This window comes from Mucilaginibacter sp. R-33, assembly GCF_049949235.1.
Taxonomy (GTDB): domain Bacteria; phylum Bacteroidota; class Bacteroidia; order Sphingobacteriales; family Sphingobacteriaceae; genus Mucilaginibacter.
The window spans coordinates 2,737,337-2,756,442 of sequence record NZ_CP188089.1 but is presented as its reverse complement, the minus strand read 5'-3'; the positions used below and the strand labels follow the sequence as shown (position 1 = coordinate 2,756,442).

Genomic DNA, 19,106 nt, shown 5'->3' with positions numbered 1-19,106 from the left:
TAATAAATAAAATAATAAAATCATGAGAAAGAAAATCGTTGCCGGAAACTGGAAAATGAACCTTGATTACAATGAAGGTTTAGCTTTATTTTCAGAGATCATCAACATGGTAAAAGATGAGGCTACCGGCACGCAGGAAGCAGTGATCTGCAGTCCGTTCATCCACATTCATAGCCTGGTGCAATTGTCAAAAGGTTATAGCAAAATTGCTGTTGGTGCACAAAACGCCCATCAGGAAGAAAAAGGTGCTTACACAGGTGAGATCTCTGCTAAGATGATTAAATCTACCGGTGCCGCTTATGTGATCCTTGGCCACTCAGAACGCCGCCAGTATTTTGGCGAAACCAATGCTTTGCTTGCCAAAAAAACGGATACTGCTTTAAAAAATGATCTTCGCCCTATCTTCTGCATTGGCGAAACTTTGCAGGAGCGTGAAGCCAATACACATTTTGATGTGATCAAAACTCAGTTGGTTGAGGGCATCTTTCACCTTGATGCTGACGTTTTTGCTAAATTGGTTATCGCTTACGAACCGGTTTGGGCTATCGGTACAGGTGTAACTGCTACATCAGCACAAGCTCAGGAAATTCACGAGTTCATCCGTAAAGAAATTGCCGCTAAATATAGCCAGGAAGTTGCCGATGCTACTACCATTTTATACGGCGGTAGCTGCAACCCAACCAATGCTGCCGAACTGTTTGCTCAGCCTGATATTGATGGCGGCCTTATCGGTGGTGCTTCCCTGAAATCGCGCGACTTTACAGATATCGTTAAAACATTTAATTAATTATTAGATATGAGATTTTAGATATGAGATCCGAGAAAATGCCCAAACTTAATTTCAAACAGAAAGAGGGTTTGTGCTGTTTACAAAAAAGTAAACTCTCAAATCTCATATCTCACGTCTCAAATCTAAGAGAAGCATGAAGCTTTTAAAAGTTCTTTTACCCGTTTTGGTCGACTTTGGCGTATTTTGGGCGGTTGTATATCTCAATATGCCCGATCACCCTATGCGCATTGGCGAAATTGGTAACGGTAACCTGTACAGCCTCATGGCCTACTTCAGCCTTTTTTGGCCCTTATTGCTTGCAGATGGAATCCTCACCCAGTACCTGATCATCATACCACTTTGGAATTGGGTTAAACATAAAGGAGCTTCGGCGCGCTTTATTGCCGGAGCCTGCATTGCCCTGGTTTGTATATTATTTGCCGGGGCCCTAAGCTATATTATATGGTTGCCCGAGGATGGATATAGCCCCCTGTTTAGTTTTTGGTGGTATATGACCGAAATACAAGCTGTTTACTGGATTGTTAACTTTATTGTACTGTATTTACTCGACAGGAAGAGAACAAGCGCAGATAGCGAGCCGGTTGAACCCGCAGTTGCAGCTTAAATTCTCTGCAGGCCGACCGGATTTCTGGTGTGGGTTAACAACGAAAAAAATCAAAATGAATTACTACGAATTATTTTTTACTACCATCACCACCGAAGATTACCAGCAAGACCTGCTGATAAATGCTTTGGGTGAGATAGGTTTTGATACTTTTGAAGAGCTTGAGCTTGGCTTTAAAGCTTATATTCCCGAAGATGTTTTCGACCAACAGGCGCTTGATGAGCAATTATTACCCTATAAAGACCTGTTCACTTTTAGTTACGAGATAACGCTCATTCCGCAGAAAAACTGGAATGAGGTGTGGGAAAGTAATTTTGAACCTATAGAGATAGGGGATAAGATTTATGTGCGGGCAACCTTTCATGAACCTAAACCCGAGTTTGAATATGAGATAGTGATTGATCCCAAAATGGCATTTGGTACCGGGCACCATCAAACCACAGCTATGATGCTGGGGCTGATGCTTGAAAATGAGTTTGCCGGTAAAAAAGTGCTTGACATGGGCTGCGGTACGGGGATCCTGGCTATTATGGCAGCCAAATTAGGTGCCAATGATATCACCGCCATTGATTACGACCCGGTTTGCTATGAAAGCACTATCGAAAATTCGGCTTTGAATAATGTGGGTAATATCAAACCGCTTTGCGGGTCAAAAGAAGTTATCCCCAATGAGCAATATGATACCATCCTGGCCAACATCAACCGCAATATCCTTATCGACCAGATGCCGCGTTATGCTGAAGTGTTAAAGACCGATGGCGAGATTTACTTCAGTGGTTTCTATGAATCGCCCGACCTGGATATCATTACCGACGAAGCCCGCAAATACGGCCTGAAATACATTACCCATAAAAAAGATAAAGACTGGGTAGCTGCTAAGTTTATAAAGTAAAGAAACTATTATACATCACGTCATTGCGAGGAACGAAGCAATCCCCTATATACAGGGCCGCTTTTAAGGCGGCTCTGTAAAGTTCGCGATTGCTTCGTTCCTCGCAATGACGCAGTTTAATATGGTTTAGAGGGGGCTAATACCCTACAGTAAACCTTCTTTTCACAAATTGGTTGTTTTCCAGTTCATCCAATATAGCAACTGCCAAATCTTCTACTGAAATTTCGTGTTCGTGCTTGTCATTAAACACAGGCTCATCTGTACCGGTGCGGTATACACCTGTGCGGGTGCCGGGATGCAGGTGTATGGCCGGGCTCAGGAAGGTCCAGTCTAAATCTTCTTCTTTTTTGATGATGTTCAGGTAGTCGCGGGCCGCTGTGGCGCCTGTTTTCCATTCGGCGGGGAATTGAGGGCTATCAACTAATTGTACGCCCGGAGCAATAAAAAGACTGCCGGCGCCGCCTACAACCAACAGGCGGCTTACACCAGCTTGTTTAGTGGCCTGTTGTATAGCCTCTGACCCTTTAATAAAATCATTGTACAGGTTAGGGTTACCCCAGCCGGCGTTAAATGAGTTTACAACAGCATCATGCCCTTTTAACGTTTCGGTTAACTCATCAACGTTATATACATCGGCAGTTTTGAGTGTTAATTTAGGGTTTTCAATATCTGTTTTCGGGTTACGGGCTATAGCAGTTACCTCGTATCCACGTTGTAACGCTTCGTTTAAAACGGCTTTGCCTACAAAACCTGTGGCTCCAATTAATGCGATTTTCATTGTTTTTGCGTTTATATTGTAATTAAATTTGTTACAGTTTATTTTAAATTTTTTTAATCAAATTGATTTACAAAATCAAAAATGGTTATGGTGCTTAGTTTTTTGATAATGGCTGCTTCAACCTCATCGGCCAAATGATCAAGGTGAGCTCCAATTTGTTTGCCTACGGGGCAGGCAGGATTGGGCTTATTTTTAGCCTGGCCTAAAGCCGGCGGCAGTTTTACAGCTTTATAAACATCGGCAAGGGTTATTTTTTGAGGAGGAAGGGCAAGGCTATAACCGCCGGTTTTGCCTTCCTTGCTTTCAATAAGCCCGCAGGCGCGTAATTTGCGCATTTCTTTACGTACCAGAACAGGGTTTACGTTCATGCTGCCGGCAACATAGTCAGACGATAGTAGCTCGCCCGGCTGTTTGCAAAGCAGGGTTAATACATGAGTTGCTATTTGAAATTGTCCGTTCATTTATCTGTAATAAAAAATATTACAGTACAAAAATGAAATTTTAATTTTAAAAAGAAGAATTTTTTGCGCTTTTTTGCGCACTAAATTACAATGGGATGAAAATCCAGACCTAAATTGCTCGAAAAAAATACCGTGTAGCAGGTATGTTTTAGAATGATTTATTTGCTTTAATTTAAGGGATTTGCCAATCGCAACAATTAACTACACTTTAAAATAAAAAATTACGCAAATTAGTTGATAATTAGCGTGATAATAAATATTATTGTAAAGTAATTAACTTTTGCGAAACCTACACTATTAATTTAACCAAATGAAAACTCTCGGAAAAAAAATCAGATTATTACGTCATCAAAAGGGGTGGAGCCAGGAGGATGTTGCAAAGAGATTGGATATTTCAATTCCTGCTTTCTCAAAGATTGAAACAGGGATCACAGATATTAATTTATCAAGGCTTGAGCAGATAGCAAACCTGTTTGAAATGTCAGTAGTTCAGTTACTTACATTTAATGATAGTGAGCAGGACCAAAAATTTGTTAACGAGCTGGAAACGGTTAACAAACGCTTAATGGACCGTGAAACTGAAGTAATCGATTTGCAGAAAAAAGTAATTGAGCTATTTGAAGAACTTCGACATTCAAAAGTAACCGCATAATTTGGTGGCCCGGTTTGGCCGGGCTAATCAAAAATGTAACGCATTGTTAAATGCTTTTTGCCAAATGTAGCACCAACTGCTTCATGGATAGCTATCATTTTGTCGTTAAAATCGCCTACCCAGGATAGTTCAAGCTCATCATAACGCTTGAGAGGCAATACATATTCCTTTAATTTTATAAACATTGCCGACTCAAGGCCGTGCTTCTGGTACTTTTGTTTCGTGCCCATCACAATAGCCCGCATGCGGGATACACCTTTCCAACGGTAATATAAAAATTTAAGCTTACCTATCAGGTTAAGTTTGCCATTAAGCGGTTTAAGCATCTGGTTGGCATCGGGCAAAATGATCATGAAGGATGCTGGTTCATCATCAACATAAGCAAACCAGATCAATTTTTCGTCCATCAGGGGCTTCATTTTTTCGAAGCTTTCCATGATCGTATCGTATGTGATAGGAACAAAGTTTTCAAAATCTTTCCATCCATCATTATAAACCTCAATGAAATCGGCGGCGAATTTTTCTATTTCTTTTATTTCAAAATGCCTGAAATCGTATCCGGGCTTTTTGGCTACCCAATTAGCTATTTTGGTAAACCGCTCGGGGAAAGGTTTATGAGCGTCAACATGGTTAGTGATCTGCGCGTACTGGGTTTTAAAGCCGTACTCATCAAAAAAGGCCTGGTAATACGAATGATTATAGTTCATACCATAAGAGGGCGGGGTGAAGCCTTCAACCAGCAAGCCCCAAAAAATGTCGTTTTCGCCAAAGTTGATGGGGCCGTCCATGGCTTTCATGCCGTTTTCCCTAAGCCAGTTTTTCGCGGTATCAAATAATAAAAAGGCAGCTTCTTTGTTATCGGTACACTCAAAAAAACCCATGCCGCCGGTTGGCTGCTCGTAATTGTATGCCTTTTTTTCATTAATAAAAGCAGCAACCCGGCCAATTAGGCGGCCGGTATCATCAGTCAGGATCCAGCGGGTACATTTACCATGTTGATGAAAGTTGTTTTTTGCCGGGTTAAATACAGCTTCAATATCATTATCAAGCGGGCAAACCCAGTTATCGTCATCTTTATAAATGATGCGGGCTACATCTAAAAAAGCCTTTTTTGTTGCTTTGTCCTTTACTTCTGTTACTTTCATTTATTGTATGCTACCGGTAGATAATAAAAAAAGCATCCAGAGGCATAGTCTGAATGCTTTATAAAATGTTATGTATTAAAAAGAATTAATAGTCGTCTTCGTCGTCGTCATCGAATGACTCGTAACCCCTGCCCAGATCATCATCCAATGGTCCGTCAAAATCATCATCATCGTCATCAACTACCTTCTTTTTCACTTTTGGGTCAAACTCATCATCATCAGGATCATTATCTGAGTTTTCGATCTTTTTAGTGTTCGGTTTCTTTGGCGCTCCCATTGTAATGGATTTTATAAATTAAACTTTGTCAATAATAATAATTAAAATCAGATAAAGAAAAGCGTTTCTAAAATCTTTTACCCTATTGATTCAATAGTAAAAATAATGAAAAATGGTTTTTTTTAAAACAGAAATTAAAATTATTCTGATTGTTCGCCAATGGTAGCAGTATTGTTTGTAAAGTCCTTAAGTTGAGGTAATTCCTCAATACTGTTAATGCCAAAATAGTCCATAAACAAAGCGCTTGTACCATAAAGGATAGGTTTTCCGAGCCCTTCTGATTTGCCAATTATAGCTATTAGCTCTTTTTCGAGTAACTTTTGGATCGAATAATCGCAGTTTACACCCCTGATCTGTTCTATATCGGGCTTAGTTACGGGTTGTTTGTAGGCGATGATAGCCAGGGTTTCCAAAGCGGCTTGGCTTAGTTTTTTCTTTGACCGCTGCAGTTGTAAAAGGTTAATAACAGCGTGATATTCCTTTTTAGTGAGAAATTGATAACCATTGCCAATTTTAACCAGCTCAATAGCTAAACTATGATGCTGATATTTTTCGTGGATCCTGCCTATGGCATCGGTTACTTCTTCAATATTAAAATCACGCTCAAAAGCAGCCTGGAGGCAATACATGATCTCCTCCAACCGGATTGCCTGCTCTGATGCAAAAATTAGGGCCTCTATGTATTGTTCCATTTTTAGTCAGTGGCATTGCAGTTTTTAGTTGCAGTTATTTTTTCACTGCTACTGCTACTAAGGGCTTAATAATTTATAACCTGTTCTTCAATTTCAACGGGAATTTCGCGCCACTCGTATCGCTGGGTACGAAGCTGGGGCTCAAAGCCGGCTTCTTTTATGGATTCCTGGATGCCTTTAGCAGTAAACCTGTGAGGTGCACCGGCTGCGGATACAACGTTTTCTTCAATCATGATCGATCCAAAATCGTTGGCACCGGCGTGCAAGCAAATTTGGGCAACCTGTTTACCCACGGTAAGCCACGAAGCCTGGATATTTTTAACGTTGGGCAGCATAATGCGGCTCAAGGCAATCATGCGGATATATTCGTCGCCGGTAACATTATTGGTGATACCGCGTACTTTACGTAAAAGGGTACCATCATCCTGGAAAGGCCAGGGGATAAATGCTATAAAACCATAGTTGCCTTCAGGTTTTTCGGCCTGTACCTCGCGGATCCAAACCAAATGTTCAAAGCGCTCTTCAATAGTTTCAATGTGGCCAAACATCATCGTAGCTGATGTTGGCAGGTTAAGCTGGTGAGCGGCACGCATTACATCGAGCCATTCCTTACCGCCGCATTTGCCTTTTGATATCAGGCGGCGTACGCGATCATTAAGAATCTCGGCACCGGCACCTGGTAATGAATCCAGGCCTGCTTCCTTCATCGCTCTTAGTACCTCGATATGCGGCATGCCCTCTAATTTAGCAACGTGCGCAATTTCCGGCGGACCTAATGAATGCAGTTTTAATTTCGGATAAAGCTGTTTCAGTTCGCGAAACAGGTCGGTATAAAATTTCAGCCCCAGATCGGGGTGATGCCCGCCCTGTAACAGCAGTTGATCGCCGCCGTACCGAAATGTTTCCTCGATCTTCTTTTTATAAGTTTCAATATCAGTAATATAGCTTTCCTCATGACCAGGACGGCGAAAGAAATTACAAAACTTGCAATTGGCTATACAAACATTAGTAGTGTTAACATTACGGTCAATTTGCCAGGTAACCTTGCCATGCGGAACCTGTATTTTACGAAGTTCGTTGGCAGTGTACATCAACTCGGCGGTAGAGGCGTTGTTATACAGGTAAACGCCTTCTTCAAGCGTTAAAAAATCAAACCGCAACGCGCGCTGCAACAGATCGGCTGTATTCATATCACGCAAATATACGCAAGTTGGTAATTTGATTTTACGCGCTGTTAAATAATTGACAAAAAAGATAGAAAGAAGCGTAAAGCCTAAAGCCCAAAGCTTGTTATTCCTTCAGCTTTCAACTTTTGGCTTTCAGCTTAAAAAACTACCTTTCCCTTATCCAACCTCAAAACTTTGTCAACACTGTTGGGTATTTCATGCTGATAGTGGGTAACATAAATAAGTGTAACATTGCCCAGGCTGCAAATGGTATCAACCAGGTTTTTAAAGTGGAGTTGCTGATGATCGTCCATGCCCTGGCAGGGTTCATCAAAAATAAGCAGTGCCGGGTTTTTAATGAGCGCCCGGGCCAGCAGACAGAGGCGTTGTGCACTTGCCGGGATGTTTTTGAGCAATACGCGAGCGTACTTTTCAATTTCCAAAGCTTTCATCCATCGTAAAGCAATTTCTGCACGGTCTTTATTGCTTGGCCTGAACAAGCCAAGAGTGTCGTAATAGCCCGACTCGATTACCTGCAAACAGCTACTATCAGTAGGGAAGTATTGATGCAGTTCGGGCGATACGAAGCCAATCTTTTTTTTGATATCCCAGATGCTTTCGCCTGTCCCGCGTTTTTTATCAAATAAAATAATGTTGTTAGCATAAGCCTGTGGGTTATCTCCGTTGATTAAGCTTAGCAACGTTGATTTGCCTGCTCCGTTAGGACCCAACAAAGCCCAATGTTCTCCAGGATTGATCTGCCAGTTTATATCATTTAGCACCACTTTGTCGCCATACTTAATATGTACCTTATCCATTTTTACAATGTGCTTGTAAGCGGTCGGGTTTTTATCGATGTTGAGTAAGGCATTCAACTCGTTGGTATCAATCGTATCGCTTTTATCCTGCTCAAAAAGTTCTGCTTTAAAATCCTGTTTGGGGCTTTCGTGTATAATAACCCCTTTGCTTAACACGGCGACATGGGTAATAGCAGTTGGAATTTCATGGATGGAGGTGGCTATTATGATGTTAATACCTGATACCATGATCTGCTCAATAATGCCATTAAATTCTTCACGGGTTTTTACATCCAGGCCGGTTAAGGGGCTGTCGAGCATTAATAATACGGGATTTTTAAGCAGGGCGGCTGCCAGCATCAAGCGTTTGGTTTCGCCGTTTGATAGTTTGATGATCTGTTTATTGAGCAGTGGTTCGAGCCGTAATAATGAAACCACTCTTTCAAATGTCCAGAATGTATCGGTGCCGGGAAAGTGTGGTATCGTATTAAGATAATCTGCAACCGTAAGCGCATCTTCCGAATCGGAAGAATTATAGCGTTGCTGGTAGTAGAAATCAGTAGTGTTTGAAAGGTTGCGGAAATGATGTTTAGGCTCAACCAGTGCTATAAGCTTTTGTGGCGTGGCAATATCATTGGCCTTGAAAAATTTGGAGTAATCATTCCAGAAATGATAAACTATTTCGCCGCCTGTGATATTAAAACGCCCGGCTATGGTTTGTAGCAGGGCACTTTTCCCCGATCCGCTTTCGCCGATAAGGGCCCAGCTTTCGCCTTTGTTTATATTAAAGCTTAAGCCGGTAAATAATGTTGTGTTTAAAAAACGTACAGTTGCTTTATTTATTGATAGAAGTGCATTTGTCATAACTTAGCCAGTAGAGTAGCGTGTAAATGTACTCATCTGAGTTAAAGCCATAAAAAAATTTTGTGGATTTATGGCGCTTGCTATCCTTCTCCTGTAATTAAGCCGTGCGTTTTAAGGTTTCAGTTGTAGCCGGTATTTCATTGGCCTTTTTGTTAAGCCGGTTCCAGGTGGCAAAGTCGATAGTGAGCGCTTTTACAAAATTTTTGCAGCTCTTGTTAGGGCATGTAAGTACCCAATATTTTTTATGCTGTTCAACATGAGGCCTGTTACCGCATTTAATGCAGTTTTCACATTGAATGTTTGGTTGTACCGGTATTATCATAGTTGGTTGGAGATAAATTGTTAATAAATTATTTTATGCTAAACCAGCACACCTGCTGTGGCCAGCCGGTGTAAACATGTAACCTTCTATAAATTATTGATATGTTTAATTGGTTTATAACTTATGTATATGAACGCTTTATGGCAGTGTTTGGTTTTAAAAATTTGAGATTATTTAGAAAATATTTCGAAGATTAAATTCCGGTTAAAGGCGGCAGTTTATTTATCCCCCCGGAAGCATTTTGTATATATACCTATACAGTTAATCAGCTTAAATATCCTGTTATCGAAATTGGTTTTCGACAATAAGCCTGAGGTTAAAAAGGCCTGATTATTGCATGCCTTTTTATCAAACATTAACCATGAAAAACGCACACTTTTTATTATTCATTTTTGCCTTATTAACTATGAGCGGGTGCTCGGTTATAGGCGATATTTTTAAAGCCGGGGCAGTAACCGGTATCATAGCTGTAATAATTGTTATCGCTATTATTATTTGGGTGATCTCTTTATTTAGGGGGAAAAGCTAATTTTCATTTTGGATTATTTTTTATATAATTAATTAAACAATTTAATTTTAAAGGGGTTTATATTATATAAAAACATCTAATCATGGAAAATACACAAGCAACCGTAGAGATTTTAAATGATCTGATCCAGATCAACAATGACAGGATTGAGGGCTATCAACGCGCCTCAAAAGATTTGAAGGATGGCGACACCGAACTGAAATCGCTTTTTACAAGGTTTATTGGCCAAAGCCAGGGTTACAGGCTTGCTTTGGGTACAGAGGTTAGTGCTTTTGGAAAAGACATTGAAACCGGCACAACCACCAGTGGCAAAATACACAGGGCCTGGCTTGATGTTAAAGCCGCGTTTACCGGGCATGATACCCATAACGTGCTGGAGGAATGCGAATTTGGCGAAGATGCTATTTTAAAAGCATACCGTACCGCGCTTGAAGACGAAAATTTACCAGCCTACCTGCGCGAAACGATCAGCCAGCAGGAAAGTGAGCTGCTGGATGCTCATGACGAGATTAAAGCCCTGCGTGATACTGTTCACTAATTTATTAATGACTAATTAACTACCGGGGGCAGTTTCATAACTGCTCCTTTTTTTATGGGTACTGTTAAGGAAATGGCTTATGGCTGAGGGGCAATGTTTATATTTTTAACTTGCCAGCTATTTTTCTCGGCCCAGTCACCATCAGTATACAACATTTTAACTTCCCAGGCTGATTGTTCCATTTTGCCACTATCGTTCTCAATTTTTACTGTTGATTGTACCTCGTAGCTATTAATTGTTGTATCAATAACCGATTTAAAACTGTTGTCAGGAAAAACCGCTTTTTGAGGTTGTTTCAGCTTTTCCTTTACAAATAATTTTGCCATGGTAAAAGCTTCCTTTGCAGTTGGTTTACGGTTAAGATGAATTGTGCTGTTTTTACTTATGCCAAGCACTACAATAATAAATGTTATCGCAAAAACTATGGCAAAAAGGGTAGCAGTGCGTATATGCGGATGGCGGTGCCAGCCAATACTTTTACGCTCATCGGCACTAAGCGTTTTCCATTCAGAATATTTCATATTTTATTATGTATCACATTAAGCAATACCAATAGAAATTGTTTGGCGGTTTTGAGCAAAAAAAAACGCCCTCGGAAAACCGGGGGCATTTTTTTTAACATAAAAAGTTAAATTACTTTTTAGTAGTGTCTTTTTTAGTGGTGTCAGCTTTAGTAGTATCAGCAGCCATTTTAGAAGTGTCAGCTTTAGTAGTATCAGCAGCCATTTTAGAAGAATCAGCTTTAGTTGAATCAGCAGCAGAAGATGATGAAGAACCTTTACAAGCAGCGAAAGAAACAGCGATAGCTAAAGCTAAAAAGCCTAATTTGAAATTTTTCATGTTTAATTTTTTTAATAAGTGATTTAATAGTTTACAGCTTAATACCAGAAATAAAAAAAGGTAACCCATAATTTTGAAAAAAAATTACAAGTCACCTTTTTTATTGATGGATAACTAAAAAATCAATAGAAAAAGATTAAAAATGATATTTAACTACTTTCTATTTTATCAGAAATAATTATTTCTTGGTGGTGTCTTTTTTAGTAGTATCAGCAACAACTTTAGTAGTGTCAGTTTTAGTAGAGTCAGTAACAACTTTAGTTGAGTCAACTACAGTAGTTTTAGTAGTATCACCTTCAGTTTTTTTAGAGTCACCGTTACAAGCTGAAAAAGAAGCTGCCAGAACTAATGCTACGAATGCTAATTTAAATGTGTTTTTCATTTTCTTAATTTTTAAAATGTTAACGTTTTGTGATCGTTTGTTACTTAATACGCATTAGTTGAAAAGGTAACCCATAAAAATTAAATCTTTGTAAATTCCATAGGGAGGTAGTTTACGTACCGGCTTTTGCAAGCGGTTTTTTTATTGCAGATTTGCCTGCATAGTTTTTAACATTAGGTTACCTTGTTTACCTGCCGGTATTAACGTTAAATTAATGCAGTACACAATTGTTACAGGTCATGAAATGTAATGCCAATGTTATTAATTTATTTAGTTTGATTTTTTTTGATAATAGTGGGTTACAATTTGACCTAAATAGTATTAAGAGTGAATAAAGACTTAAAAGCTTCGGCTCCAACAGATAGTGAAATAGTTCTTGGGATACTTAATAACTCGGAAATAGTGCTGAAGAGGCTCTATACAACCTACTTTCCGATGATATTACAGTTGATCATTAACAACAATGGCGATGAGGATGACGCGAAGGATATTTACCAGGAAGCCATTATCGTTCTTTATAATAAGATTAAAGCGGGTGATTTTGAGCTAAACAGTAAGCTTAAAACATATATATACTCAGTTTGCCGGCGGCTTTGGCTTAAAAGGTTAAGCCAAATGAACAGGTACGGTGGCGATATCAGGGACTTTGAAGAACACCTGCCCGTTGAAGAAGAAATTGACAACCATAACGACAGGGACATTCAGTTTGATAAAATGGAGAGTGCGCTCCAGTTATTAGGCGAACCCTGTAAAACCATTATGGAAGACTTTTATATAAAAAACAGATCGATGCAGGAGATCTGTGAGCGGTTTGGTTACACCAATGCGGATAATGCCAAAACGCAGAAGTACAAATGCCTGCAAAGGCTGAAGAAATTATTTTTTCAGCAGAAATAAGGAGATCAAGAGATGAGTGATAACCAACTAACAGAATTTATTGAACGATACCTCGACGGTAGCATGACCGCCGAAGAACGTGTTCAATTTGAGCTGCTTCGCAAAAACGATGCGGCTGTTGAAAGTAAAGTTACCGAACACATTAAATTTATAGGCTTACTGAAGCAATACGGCGAACGCCTTGAGCTTGAGAATCGCTTAAACGCCATCCATAATGAAATTGATGTTCATGCTTTGAAAGAAGAGGTAATGATCCATCCGGTATGGATTGTGCGTATGTGGCGTAATCATCATTCAAAAATATCGGTGGCCGCTTCAATTGCTATTTTTGGCGTTTTAACTATCCTGATCCTGACAGGTAAGCTGAATAATGATAAGTCAAAATATCAGCAACTGAGCGAAAAGATCAACAACATGGAGAAAACGGTTGCTCAGATAGGCCATGGACGTACTCCGGTAAAACCCAAAATAACCAGGACACCTGCTAATTTCAGGGGCACCGGTTTTGCATTAACATCAAATGGTTACCTGGCTACGGACTACCATGTGATTAAAAATGCTGATTCGGTTTATGTGCAGAATGCCGCGGGCGAATCATTTCATGCTAAGGTTATTTATACCGAGCCACAGTATGATCTGGCTATTTTACAGATCAATGATCCATCATTTAAAAATCTTGGCCCGATACCTTATAACCTTAAAAGGGCGGAAGGCGATCTTGGAGAGAGCGTATACACACTCGGTTACCCGGCCGATAATATGGTTTATGGAGGAGGTTATTTAGCATCGGCAGCAAATTATTCGGGCGATACTACCGAGTATGTAATTTCTGTTCCGGTAAACCCCGGTAACTCAGGAGGCCCCTTACTTGATGAAAAAGGAAACGTAATAGGTGTTATTACCGCGCGTCAAACCCAGGTTGCAGGTGCGTATTTTGCTAAAAAATCAACTTACCTGTTAAAAGCGATACAAAATATCCCAACCGATTCATTATCGAAAACGCTTAATTTGAATACTAAGAATAAATTAGCTGGATTAAGCCGTACTCAACAGAGTAGCAAACTCAAAAATTATGTGTTTATGGTTAAAGTGTATAACCAGTAATCATCAATAGCCCACTCAATAAAAATTAATATATTAAAATGAGAAGAGACACCGTGAGGGGTCTCTTTTTTTTGTTTGATAATAGTGTCATGTCATTGCGAGGAGGAACGACGAAGCAATCGCATACCGTACAGGGCGGTCATGCTTCCGTGCGATTGCCGCGCTACGCTCGCAATGACATAATAATTGTTGTTACCTGTCCACCTCGCCCAAAACAAAGTCGATAGAGCCTACTATCGCTATCAGGTCGGCAATTAATACACCTTTGGATAGCTCGGGCAGCACCGAAAGATTATTAAAGCTTGGCCCGCGGGATTTTACACGGGTTGGGATCTCCGATTTGCCGTCTGTAATAAAATAAAAGCCAAGTTCGCCTTTGGCGCCTTCACAGCGTACATAATAGTCCTGTGCTTTAGGAATGGTTTTGCGTGGCATTTTAGCACGGGGATCAAAATCAGGTGTGCGCTTTAACTCTTTCTGCAAACGGTCGAGGCATTGTTCAACTATTCTTAATGATTGCTCAATTTCATCAACGCGTACCTTGTACCTGTCCCAGCAATCGCCAACTTTACCCATCAGGCCCTGCCCAATCGGGATTTCAAAATCAATTTCAGGATAGGCCGAATAATTATCAATCCGCCGCAAATCCCATTTTAAGCCCGATGCGCGTAACATTGGGCCCGAGCAGCCATAGTTAATAGCTACATCAAGCGGCAAAACGCCCACATTGGCTGTGCGCGAAATAAATACCTGGTTGTCGGTAAGCAATTGGTTTAGCTCAACCATTTTAGGTTTAAAGTACTCCACAAAATCCCGGCAGCGTTCTTCAAAACCAACCGGCAGATCGTAAAATAAACCGCCTACCCAAATGTAATTGTACAGCATACGTGAGCCCGACGCCCACTCCAGCATCCCCATAATATGCTCCCTGTCCCTGAAACACCACAGGAAAGGGGTAAAGGCGCCTATATCAATGCCGTAAGTGCCAATGGCTATCAGGTGCGATGCTATGCGGTTTAGTTCGCAAACCAGTACACGAATGTACTCCACACGCTTAGGGATATCCTTGTCAATACCCATCATCCGTTCAACACCCATTACAAAGGCGTGGCTGTTGTTCATAGAAGCCAGGTAATCCATCCTGTCGGTAAAAGGGATGGTTTGCTGGTAAGTTAATGATTCGGCATGTTTTTCAAAGCAGCGGTGCAGGTAGCCAATATGGGGGATCACCTCTTTTACTATCTCGCCATCGGTAATTAATTCCAGGCGTAAAACCCCGTGAGTGGAGGGGTGTTGCGGACCTACATTAAGTACCATATCCTCAACGCTGGCCCCGGCTATCTTTTTATTGTACCTGAGGAGTGCTTGTTCGTATTTGGGGTTTGTAATGACCAATTTTATATCCGGTTAAATTTATATCCGGTCATATATTGCTTGGGGTATATAGCCGGCTACCAAAAATCAGCTTTTTTTTTCATTTGTGGGCTACTTTCGCTGTAAAAATGAAGTAAACAAAGCTGTGATCAAACTGCTTACCTTCGCTTATTCCGCTCCGTTAATGCCAGGAAAGTTTATTTGAGGTTAATCTATCCTGATGCCTTTATAAAATTCGGCGTTCTGGTAATCTTTCCGTAAAGGAAAACCTTCCCAATCGTCGGGCAGCAAAATCCGACGAAGATCGGGGTGCCCTTCAAAGTAGATCCCCAGCATGTCATAGGCCTCGCGCTCATGCCAGTCGGCAGTGCGATAAACAGGGGTTACGCTTTTAAATTCGGGCAGCTCATTACTTTCTTTTAGATGGGCTTTGCTTATTTTTAAAGTAAGCTGTGTTTTATAGGGGATTGATGCCAGGTGATAAACCACACCGTAGCGGTTTGCTTCGTCATTATAATGCACACCGCTCAGGCTCGACAGGAAATCGAAATAAGTTTTAGGATTGTTCCGCAACTCCAGGCATACGGCAGTAATATCATCAGGATTAATTAACAAGGCGGGTTGCAGACCGCCTGTTTCTTCGCCGGTAATTACGGTGTCACCAAATTTTTCGGTGAGCAGGTTTTTAATATCATCAAAACTCATGGTGCAAGGCGTACTTTTTTCCAGGTTTTTTTATCAGTTTTTTTATAAAGGATGCGGTCGTGCATGCGGCTTGGCCGGCCTTGCCAAAACTCAACCAATTGCGGGTTTAAGATATATCCACCCCAATATGATGGTTTAGGCAGTTCCTTATCAGCATACTCGGCTTCCAGTTGGTTCCACTTTTGCTCCAATGCATCGCGGCTTTCAATTTCCTGGCTTTGGGGCGATACTATCGCGCCAACCTGGCTTCCCTTAGGGCGCGAATGGAAATATTTTTCAGACTCTTCTTTACTTACTTTTTCAATAGTGCCTTCAATACGCACCTGGCGCTCAAGGCCTCCCCAAAAAAATGTTAGCGCGCCCTGCGGGTTCTTGGCTATCTCTTTGCCCTTACGGCTTAAGTAGTTGGTAAAGAATATAAAACCGCCTGTATGAAAGCCTTTTAAAAGTACGATCCGTGCCGAAGGTTTACCGGTTACAGTGGCAGTTGAAAGCGTCATGGCGTTGGGTTCATGCAATTTTGCCTCCAAAGCTTCGTTAAACCATTGTTCAAACTGTTTAATAGGATCGCCCTTAGTGCTGTTTTCTGATAGGGTAGAGGCACTATAGTCCTGCCTTAAATTTTGTATTTCCTGCTGATTCATTTTAATGCAAACTTACAAATTAATTAAACCGTATATAATGATGTAAATCATTATTCGTAATTGAACATATTTTTACTATGCTTGTTACGTAATTAAACAGCTAAACTTTATGCTTAGTCCAATAGCGGCCGCGGCAGGCCATTTACTTATTTCGGAACCCTTTATGATGGATCCGAACTTCAGGAGATCAGTAATCATTTTAACAGAATACTCTGCGGAGGGAGCCATGGGCTTTATCCTGAACCATCAAAGCGAATATTTATTGGGCGATGTATTGCCCGATGTATCATACTCCGAAATGCCTGTTTATGAAGGCGGCCCGGTAGCCAAAAATACACTGCATTTTATCCATTGCGCTCCAGACAAGATAGAAGGCGGCATTGAAATAGCCGATGGCCTTTATTGGGGCGGCGATTTTGAGCAGGTGAAATATTTAGTATCCAATTACCAGTTAAGTACCGAAGAAATTAAATTTTTTGCCGGATACTCTGGTTGGACACCGCAACAGCTTGATGAAGAAATAAAAGAAGACAGTTGGATTGTGACTAATAAGTTTGATATAGAAACACTGTTCACCCTCGATGAACAAAATCTTTGGCGCCAGGTGGTGATCAGCCTCGGCCAGCGCTATGCCCACATCGCCAATTTTCCGGAAAATCCGGCGTTGAATTAGTGGCAGCTTTTAGTGGCAGCAGCAGTTTTTAATAGCAGTTTGCAGTTTTTAGTAACAGTGGCAGCTTTTAGTAGCAGTAAATAATAAAAGGGCATGTTCATAAACTTACCCTTTACTTCTTATAATCTGATTGCTGCTGCAACTGCCACTAACAACTGCCACTGCAAATCGCCAACTATTCCTCCCCTTCCATTTCCCTTGCCGACTCTTCAACTTTCTTTTTAAGGTTTTCTTTAAAGTCGATAAGGTTTTTCACCAGGTACTCATCTCCTGTTGACAGGATCTGTGCAGCAAGGATCCCCGCGTTTTTTGCAGCGTTTAAAGCTACAGTGGCTACCGGGATGCCGTTTGGCATTTGTAATATGGATAGGATGGAATCCCAGCCGTCAATAGAGTTGCTTGATTTTACCGGTACTCCAATCACCGGCAAATGGGTTAATGAGGCTACCATGCCCGGCAGGTGGGCTGCACCGCCTGCACCGGCAATAATTACCTTTATGCCACGATCGGCAGCAGCACGGGCGTAACTAAACATCCTATCGGGTGTACGGTGGGCCGATACAACGGTTATTTCGTATTCAACGCCTAATTCGGCTAAAACATCAGCAGCATCCTGCATTACATTTAAATCGGATTTGCTGCCCATTATAATGGCGACTTTTGGATTACTCATGGTTATGTTTGTAAGCGTCATTGCGAGGAACGAAGCAATCCCAAACTACACAGGGCGAACCTGCTAATTGGGGATTGCTTCGTTCCTCGCAATGACGTGTGTCTATTTCTTTATTAACTAATTACTTTCAGTGTTTTCTGCACAAACCGTGCCTTTTCAATCGCTTTTTCACGATCTGCGTCAACAATAGTGACGTGGCCCATTTTCCTGAAAGGCTTGGTCAGCGCTTTGCCGTAAAGATGAATATATACACCCGGTACTTTTAAAATCTTTTCGATACCCTGGTAAATGGCAGGTCCTTCATAACCGGCTTCGCCTAAAACGTTCACCATAATGGCGTTGTTAAGGCAGGCTGTATCGCCCAAAGGCTGATTAAATATAGCCCTCAAATGCTGCTCAAATTGCGATACCACATTGCCTTCAATAGTTTGGTGACCACTGTTATGCGGGCGCGGGGCAAGCTCATTCACCAGGATGCGGCCTTGCTTATCTAAAAACATTTCAACCGCCAGCAAGCCCACAATTTTAAGACTGTCGGCTATCTTTTTAGCAATCTGCTCTGCTTTTTGTTGGATGGCGAATGGAAGGGTAGAAGGAGCGATCAAAAACTCCACCAAATTGGCTTTAGGGTTGAACTCCATTTCAACCATCGGGAAGGTGCTGATCTCGCCGTTTTCATTACGGGCCACAATTACCGCAATCTCTTTTTCAAAATCTATCCATTGCTCAATGAGGCTCGGCTCTTTAAAAGCGCCGGCAAGGTAGCTTTCATCAATTACTTTATATACACCTTTGCCGTCATAACCATCCTTACGTAGTTTCTGGATATAAGGAAACGGGATTAAACTTTGTTGTAGCTGTTGGGGTGATGATATGATCTGGAAATCGGCAGTAGGGATATCGTTTTCCTTGAAAAATTGCTTCTGCAGACCTTTATCCTGGATGAGGCGGATAATGCGGGATTGCGGATAAACCAGTACGCCCTCTTTTTCCAATTGTTCAAGGGCGTCAACGTTAACCTTCTCTATTTCAATGGTAAGCAGGTCGACAGTTTTACCAAAGTTATAAACGGTTTCATAATCACCCAATGAGCCTACGGTAAACTCGTCACACAGTTTGCGGCAAGGCGCTTCGCGGTCGGGATCAAGAATTTTAACAGTAACATTATAGTTTATGGCTTGCTGTATCAGCATACGGCCTAACTGTCCGCCGCCTAAAATACCCAGTTTTAAATCTCCGTAAAATGCTTTCATATTTGAAGATGCAAGTTTAGCCTAAATCTTTCAAAAAGCCTATAAATGCTTTAA

Annotated in this window: 25 protein-coding genes; 9 read left to right on the top strand and 16 right to left on the bottom strand. The window is 41.1% G+C overall.

All coding sequences use genetic code 11. The annotated features are described in order from the left end of the window. Nucleotides 1-22: 22 nt before the first annotated feature. From tpiA to prmA, 3 genes are all read left to right on the top strand, one after another. Nucleotides 23-787: a triose-phosphate isomerase gene (gene tpiA, locus ACP26M_RS11565; protein ID WP_426588983.1), complete on the top strand. Its 765-nt coding sequence runs from the start codon at nucleotides 23-25 to the stop codon at nucleotides 785-787. Between the two features lie 136 nt (nucleotides 788-923). After that, nucleotides 924-1,394 carry a hypothetical protein gene (locus ACP26M_RS11560; protein ID WP_090524816.1) on the top strand — a complete coding sequence of 157 codons (471 nt, stop codon included), beginning with the start codon at nucleotides 924-926 and terminating at the stop codon, nucleotides 1,392-1,394. 55 nt (nucleotides 1,395-1,449) lie between these two features. After that, nucleotides 1,450-2,286 (top strand): 50S ribosomal protein L11 methyltransferase, encoded by an 837-nt coding sequence (prmA, locus tag ACP26M_RS11555; RefSeq protein WP_426588980.1) that lies wholly within the window; start codon nucleotides 1,450-1,452, stop codon nucleotides 2,284-2,286. A gap of 136 nt (nucleotides 2,287-2,422) precedes the next feature. Here the strand turns inward: prmA and ACP26M_RS11550 are convergent, their stop codons facing one another. Next, nucleotides 2,423-3,064 (bottom strand): NAD(P)-dependent oxidoreductase, encoded by a 642-nt coding sequence (locus tag ACP26M_RS11550; RefSeq protein ID WP_426588978.1) that lies wholly within the window; start codon nucleotides 3,062-3,064, stop codon nucleotides 2,423-2,425. 53 nt (nucleotides 3,065-3,117) lie between these two features. Beyond that, nucleotides 3,118-3,525, bottom strand: coding sequence for an Rrf2 family transcriptional regulator (locus tag ACP26M_RS11545; protein ID WP_321559632.1), 408 nt, complete (start codon nucleotides 3,523-3,525; stop codon nucleotides 3,118-3,120). Nucleotides 3,526-3,835: 310 nt separating this feature from the next. Between ACP26M_RS11545 and ACP26M_RS11540 the strand changes: the two genes are divergently transcribed. Further along, entirely contained in the window at nucleotides 3,836-4,177 is a 342-nt protein-coding gene (locus ACP26M_RS11540) for a helix-turn-helix domain-containing protein (protein WP_426588976.1), read from the top strand. A 23-nt stretch (nucleotides 4,178-4,200) separates the two neighbouring features. On the opposite strand, the gene ACP26M_RS11535 is transcribed toward ACP26M_RS11540, so the two are convergent. The 6 genes from ACP26M_RS11535 to ACP26M_RS11510 form a co-directional block, all read right to left on the bottom strand. Further along, nucleotides 4,201-5,322: a GNAT family N-acetyltransferase gene (locus ACP26M_RS11535; protein WP_426588974.1), complete on the bottom strand. Its 1,122-nt coding sequence runs from the start codon at nucleotides 5,320-5,322 to the stop codon at nucleotides 4,201-4,203. Nucleotides 5,323-5,407: 85 nt separating this feature from the next. Further along, nucleotides 5,408-5,599 carry a hypothetical protein gene (locus ACP26M_RS11530; protein ID WP_426588972.1) on the bottom strand — a complete coding sequence of 64 codons (192 nt, stop codon included), beginning with the start codon at nucleotides 5,597-5,599 and terminating at the stop codon, nucleotides 5,408-5,410. Between the two features lie 140 nt (nucleotides 5,600-5,739). Then, complete coding sequence (gene scpB, locus ACP26M_RS11525) at nucleotides 5,740-6,291, bottom strand: SMC-Scp complex subunit ScpB (protein ID WP_321559630.1); 552 nt, start codon at nucleotides 6,289-6,291, stop codon at nucleotides 5,740-5,742. 65 nt (nucleotides 6,292-6,356) lie between these two features. Beyond that, complete coding sequence (gene mqnC / locus ACP26M_RS11520; protein ID WP_176624050.1) at nucleotides 6,357-7,481, bottom strand: cyclic dehypoxanthinyl futalosine synthase; 1,125 nt, start codon at nucleotides 7,479-7,481, stop codon at nucleotides 6,357-6,359. A 134-nt stretch (nucleotides 7,482-7,615) separates the two neighbouring features. Further along, on the bottom strand, nucleotides 7,616-9,118 hold the full coding sequence (locus ACP26M_RS11515; protein WP_426588969.1) for an ATP-binding cassette domain-containing protein: 1,503 nt from the start codon (nucleotides 9,116-9,118) through the stop codon (nucleotides 7,616-7,618). 97 nt (nucleotides 9,119-9,215) lie between these two features. After that, nucleotides 9,216-9,440 (bottom strand): hypothetical protein, encoded by a 225-nt coding sequence (locus ACP26M_RS11510; RefSeq protein ID WP_090524834.1) that lies wholly within the window; start codon nucleotides 9,438-9,440, stop codon nucleotides 9,216-9,218. Nucleotides 9,441-9,801: 361 nt separating this feature from the next. Between ACP26M_RS11510 and ACP26M_RS11505 the strand changes: the two genes are divergently transcribed. Together ACP26M_RS11505 and ACP26M_RS11500 are read left to right on the top strand one after the other, a co-directional pair. Next, entirely contained in the window at nucleotides 9,802-9,969 is a 168-nt protein-coding gene (locus ACP26M_RS11505; protein WP_175489913.1) for a hypothetical protein, read from the top strand. 82 nt (nucleotides 9,970-10,051) lie between these two features. Next, complete coding sequence (locus ACP26M_RS11500) at nucleotides 10,052-10,507, top strand: PA2169 family four-helix-bundle protein (RefSeq protein WP_373614117.1); 456 nt, start codon at nucleotides 10,052-10,054, stop codon at nucleotides 10,505-10,507. Between the two features lie 77 nt (nucleotides 10,508-10,584). Here the strand turns inward: ACP26M_RS11500 and ACP26M_RS11495 are convergent, their stop codons facing one another. From ACP26M_RS11495 to ACP26M_RS11485, 3 genes are all read right to left on the bottom strand, one after another. Continuing rightward, complete coding sequence (locus tag ACP26M_RS11495) at nucleotides 10,585-11,028, bottom strand: hypothetical protein (RefSeq protein ID WP_426588966.1); 444 nt, start codon at nucleotides 11,026-11,028, stop codon at nucleotides 10,585-10,587. Between the two features lie 112 nt (nucleotides 11,029-11,140). Next, nucleotides 11,141-11,347, bottom strand: coding sequence for a hypothetical protein (locus ACP26M_RS11490; protein WP_090526183.1), 207 nt, complete (start codon nucleotides 11,345-11,347; stop codon nucleotides 11,141-11,143). Between the two features lie 178 nt (nucleotides 11,348-11,525). After that, on the bottom strand, nucleotides 11,526-11,729 hold the full coding sequence (locus ACP26M_RS11485) for a hypothetical protein (protein ID WP_090524841.1): 204 nt from the start codon (nucleotides 11,727-11,729) through the stop codon (nucleotides 11,526-11,528). A 327-nt stretch (nucleotides 11,730-12,056) separates the two neighbouring features. On the opposite strand from ACP26M_RS11485, the gene ACP26M_RS11480 reads away from it, so the two are divergent. Continuing rightward, nucleotides 12,057-12,626, top strand: coding sequence for an RNA polymerase sigma factor (locus ACP26M_RS11480; protein WP_426588963.1), 570 nt, complete (start codon nucleotides 12,057-12,059; stop codon nucleotides 12,624-12,626). 12 nt (nucleotides 12,627-12,638) lie between these two features. Beyond that, nucleotides 12,639-13,730, top strand: coding sequence for a S1C family serine protease (locus tag ACP26M_RS11475; protein ID WP_413321719.1), 1,092 nt, complete (start codon nucleotides 12,639-12,641; stop codon nucleotides 13,728-13,730). A 192-nt stretch (nucleotides 13,731-13,922) separates the two neighbouring features. Here the strand turns inward: ACP26M_RS11475 and ACP26M_RS11470 are convergent, their stop codons facing one another. From ACP26M_RS11470 to pdxH, 3 genes are all read right to left on the bottom strand, one after another. Continuing rightward, nucleotides 13,923-15,119 (bottom strand): NADH-quinone oxidoreductase subunit D, encoded by a 1,197-nt coding sequence (locus ACP26M_RS11470; protein WP_426589716.1) that lies wholly within the window; start codon nucleotides 15,117-15,119, stop codon nucleotides 13,923-13,925. A gap of 192 nt (nucleotides 15,120-15,311) precedes the next feature. Continuing rightward, nucleotides 15,312-15,809, bottom strand: a complete 498-nt coding sequence (locus tag ACP26M_RS11465; protein ID WP_426588960.1) for an NADH-quinone oxidoreductase subunit C — start codon at nucleotides 15,807-15,809, stop codon at nucleotides 15,312-15,314. Continuing rightward, nucleotides 15,806-16,453 carry a pyridoxamine 5'-phosphate oxidase gene (gene pdxH / locus ACP26M_RS11460; RefSeq protein WP_426588958.1) on the bottom strand — a complete coding sequence of 216 codons (648 nt, stop codon included), beginning with the start codon at nucleotides 16,451-16,453 and terminating at the stop codon, nucleotides 15,806-15,808. Before pdxH ends, ACP26M_RS11465 begins: the two co-directional genes overlap by 4 nt. A 109-nt stretch (nucleotides 16,454-16,562) precedes the next feature. On the opposite strand from pdxH, the gene ACP26M_RS11455 reads away from it, so the two are divergent. Continuing rightward, entirely contained in the window at nucleotides 16,563-17,126 is a 564-nt protein-coding gene (locus ACP26M_RS11455; RefSeq protein ID WP_176624059.1) for a YqgE/AlgH family protein, read from the top strand. 175 nt (nucleotides 17,127-17,301) lie between these two features. On the opposite strand, the gene purE is transcribed toward ACP26M_RS11455, so the two are convergent. Together purE and ACP26M_RS11445 are read right to left on the bottom strand one after the other, a co-directional pair. After that, complete coding sequence (purE, locus tag ACP26M_RS11450) at nucleotides 17,302-17,799, bottom strand: 5-(carboxyamino)imidazole ribonucleotide mutase (RefSeq protein WP_426588956.1); 498 nt, start codon at nucleotides 17,797-17,799, stop codon at nucleotides 17,302-17,304. A gap of 113 nt (nucleotides 17,800-17,912) precedes the next feature. Further along, a complete protein-coding gene (locus tag ACP26M_RS11445; protein WP_091210454.1) occupies nucleotides 17,913-19,052 on the bottom strand; it encodes a 5-(carboxyamino)imidazole ribonucleotide synthase in 1,140 nt (379 codons plus the stop codon). Between the last annotated feature and the right edge of the window lie 54 nt (nucleotides 19,053-19,106).

What these genes read in the sequence shown, in the direction of transcription:
- ACP26M_RS11445 (WP_091210454.1), bottom strand. Translation starts at nt 19,052, where the DNA reads ATGAAAGCATTTTACGGAGATTTAAAACTGGGTATTTTAGGCGGCGGA.
- ACP26M_RS11500 (WP_373614117.1), top strand. Translation starts at nt 10,052, where the DNA reads ATGGAAAATACACAAGCAACCGTAGAGATTTTAAATGATCTGATCCAG.
- ACP26M_RS11490 (WP_090526183.1), bottom strand. Translation starts at nt 11,347, where the DNA reads ATGAAAAATTTCAAATTAGGCTTTTTAGCTTTAGCTATCGCTGTTTCT.
- purE (WP_426588956.1), bottom strand. Translation starts at nt 17,799, where the DNA reads ATGAGTAATCCAAAAGTCGCCATTATAATGGGCAGCAAATCCGATTTA.
- ACP26M_RS11510 (WP_090524834.1), bottom strand. Translation starts at nt 9,440, where the DNA reads ATGATAATACCGGTACAACCAAACATTCAATGTGAAAACTGCATTAAA.
- ACP26M_RS11455 (WP_176624059.1), top strand. Translation starts at nt 16,563, where the DNA reads ATGCTTAGTCCAATAGCGGCCGCGGCAGGCCATTTACTTATTTCGGAA.
- ACP26M_RS11505 (WP_175489913.1), top strand. Translation starts at nt 9,802, where the DNA reads ATGAAAAACGCACACTTTTTATTATTCATTTTTGCCTTATTAACTATG.
- ACP26M_RS11475 (WP_413321719.1), top strand. Translation starts at nt 12,639, where the DNA reads ATGAGTGATAACCAACTAACAGAATTTATTGAACGATACCTCGACGGT.
- ACP26M_RS11560 (WP_090524816.1), top strand. Translation starts at nt 924, where the DNA reads ATGAAGCTTTTAAAAGTTCTTTTACCCGTTTTGGTCGACTTTGGCGTA.
- ACP26M_RS11530 (WP_426588972.1), bottom strand. Translation starts at nt 5,599, where the DNA reads ATGGGAGCGCCAAAGAAACCGAACACTAAAAAGATCGAAAACTCAGAT.
- prmA (WP_426588980.1), top strand. Translation starts at nt 1,450, where the DNA reads ATGAATTACTACGAATTATTTTTTACTACCATCACCACCGAAGATTAC.
- ACP26M_RS11515 (WP_426588969.1), bottom strand. Translation starts at nt 9,118, where the DNA reads ATGACAAATGCACTTCTATCAATAAATAAAGCAACTGTACGTTTTTTA.
- ACP26M_RS11540 (WP_426588976.1), top strand. Translation starts at nt 3,836, where the DNA reads ATGAAAACTCTCGGAAAAAAAATCAGATTATTACGTCATCAAAAGGGG.
- ACP26M_RS11545 (WP_321559632.1), bottom strand. Translation starts at nt 3,525, where the DNA reads ATGAACGGACAATTTCAAATAGCAACTCATGTATTAACCCTGCTTTGC.
- ACP26M_RS11465 (WP_426588960.1), bottom strand. Translation starts at nt 15,809, where the DNA reads ATGAGTTTTGATGATATTAAAAACCTGCTCACCGAAAAATTTGGTGAC.
- ACP26M_RS11485 (WP_090524841.1), bottom strand. Translation starts at nt 11,729, where the DNA reads ATGAAAAACACATTTAAATTAGCATTCGTAGCATTAGTTCTGGCAGCT.
- ACP26M_RS11495 (WP_426588966.1), bottom strand. Translation starts at nt 11,028, where the DNA reads ATGAAATATTCTGAATGGAAAACGCTTAGTGCCGATGAGCGTAAAAGT.
- pdxH (WP_426588958.1), bottom strand. Translation starts at nt 16,453, where the DNA reads ATGAATCAGCAGGAAATACAAAATTTAAGGCAGGACTATAGTGCCTCT.
- ACP26M_RS11535 (WP_426588974.1), bottom strand. Translation starts at nt 5,322, where the DNA reads ATGAAAGTAACAGAAGTAAAGGACAAAGCAACAAAAAAGGCTTTTTTA.
- ACP26M_RS11550 (WP_426588978.1), bottom strand. Translation starts at nt 3,064, where the DNA reads ATGAAAATCGCATTAATTGGAGCCACAGGTTTTGTAGGCAAAGCCGTT.
- scpB (WP_321559630.1), bottom strand. Translation starts at nt 6,291, where the DNA reads ATGGAACAATACATAGAGGCCCTAATTTTTGCATCAGAGCAGGCAATC.
- mqnC (WP_176624050.1), bottom strand. Translation starts at nt 7,481, where the DNA reads ATGAATACAGCCGATCTGTTGCAGCGCGCGTTGCGGTTTGATTTTTTA.
- tpiA (WP_426588983.1), top strand. Translation starts at nt 23, where the DNA reads ATGAGAAAGAAAATCGTTGCCGGAAACTGGAAAATGAACCTTGATTAC.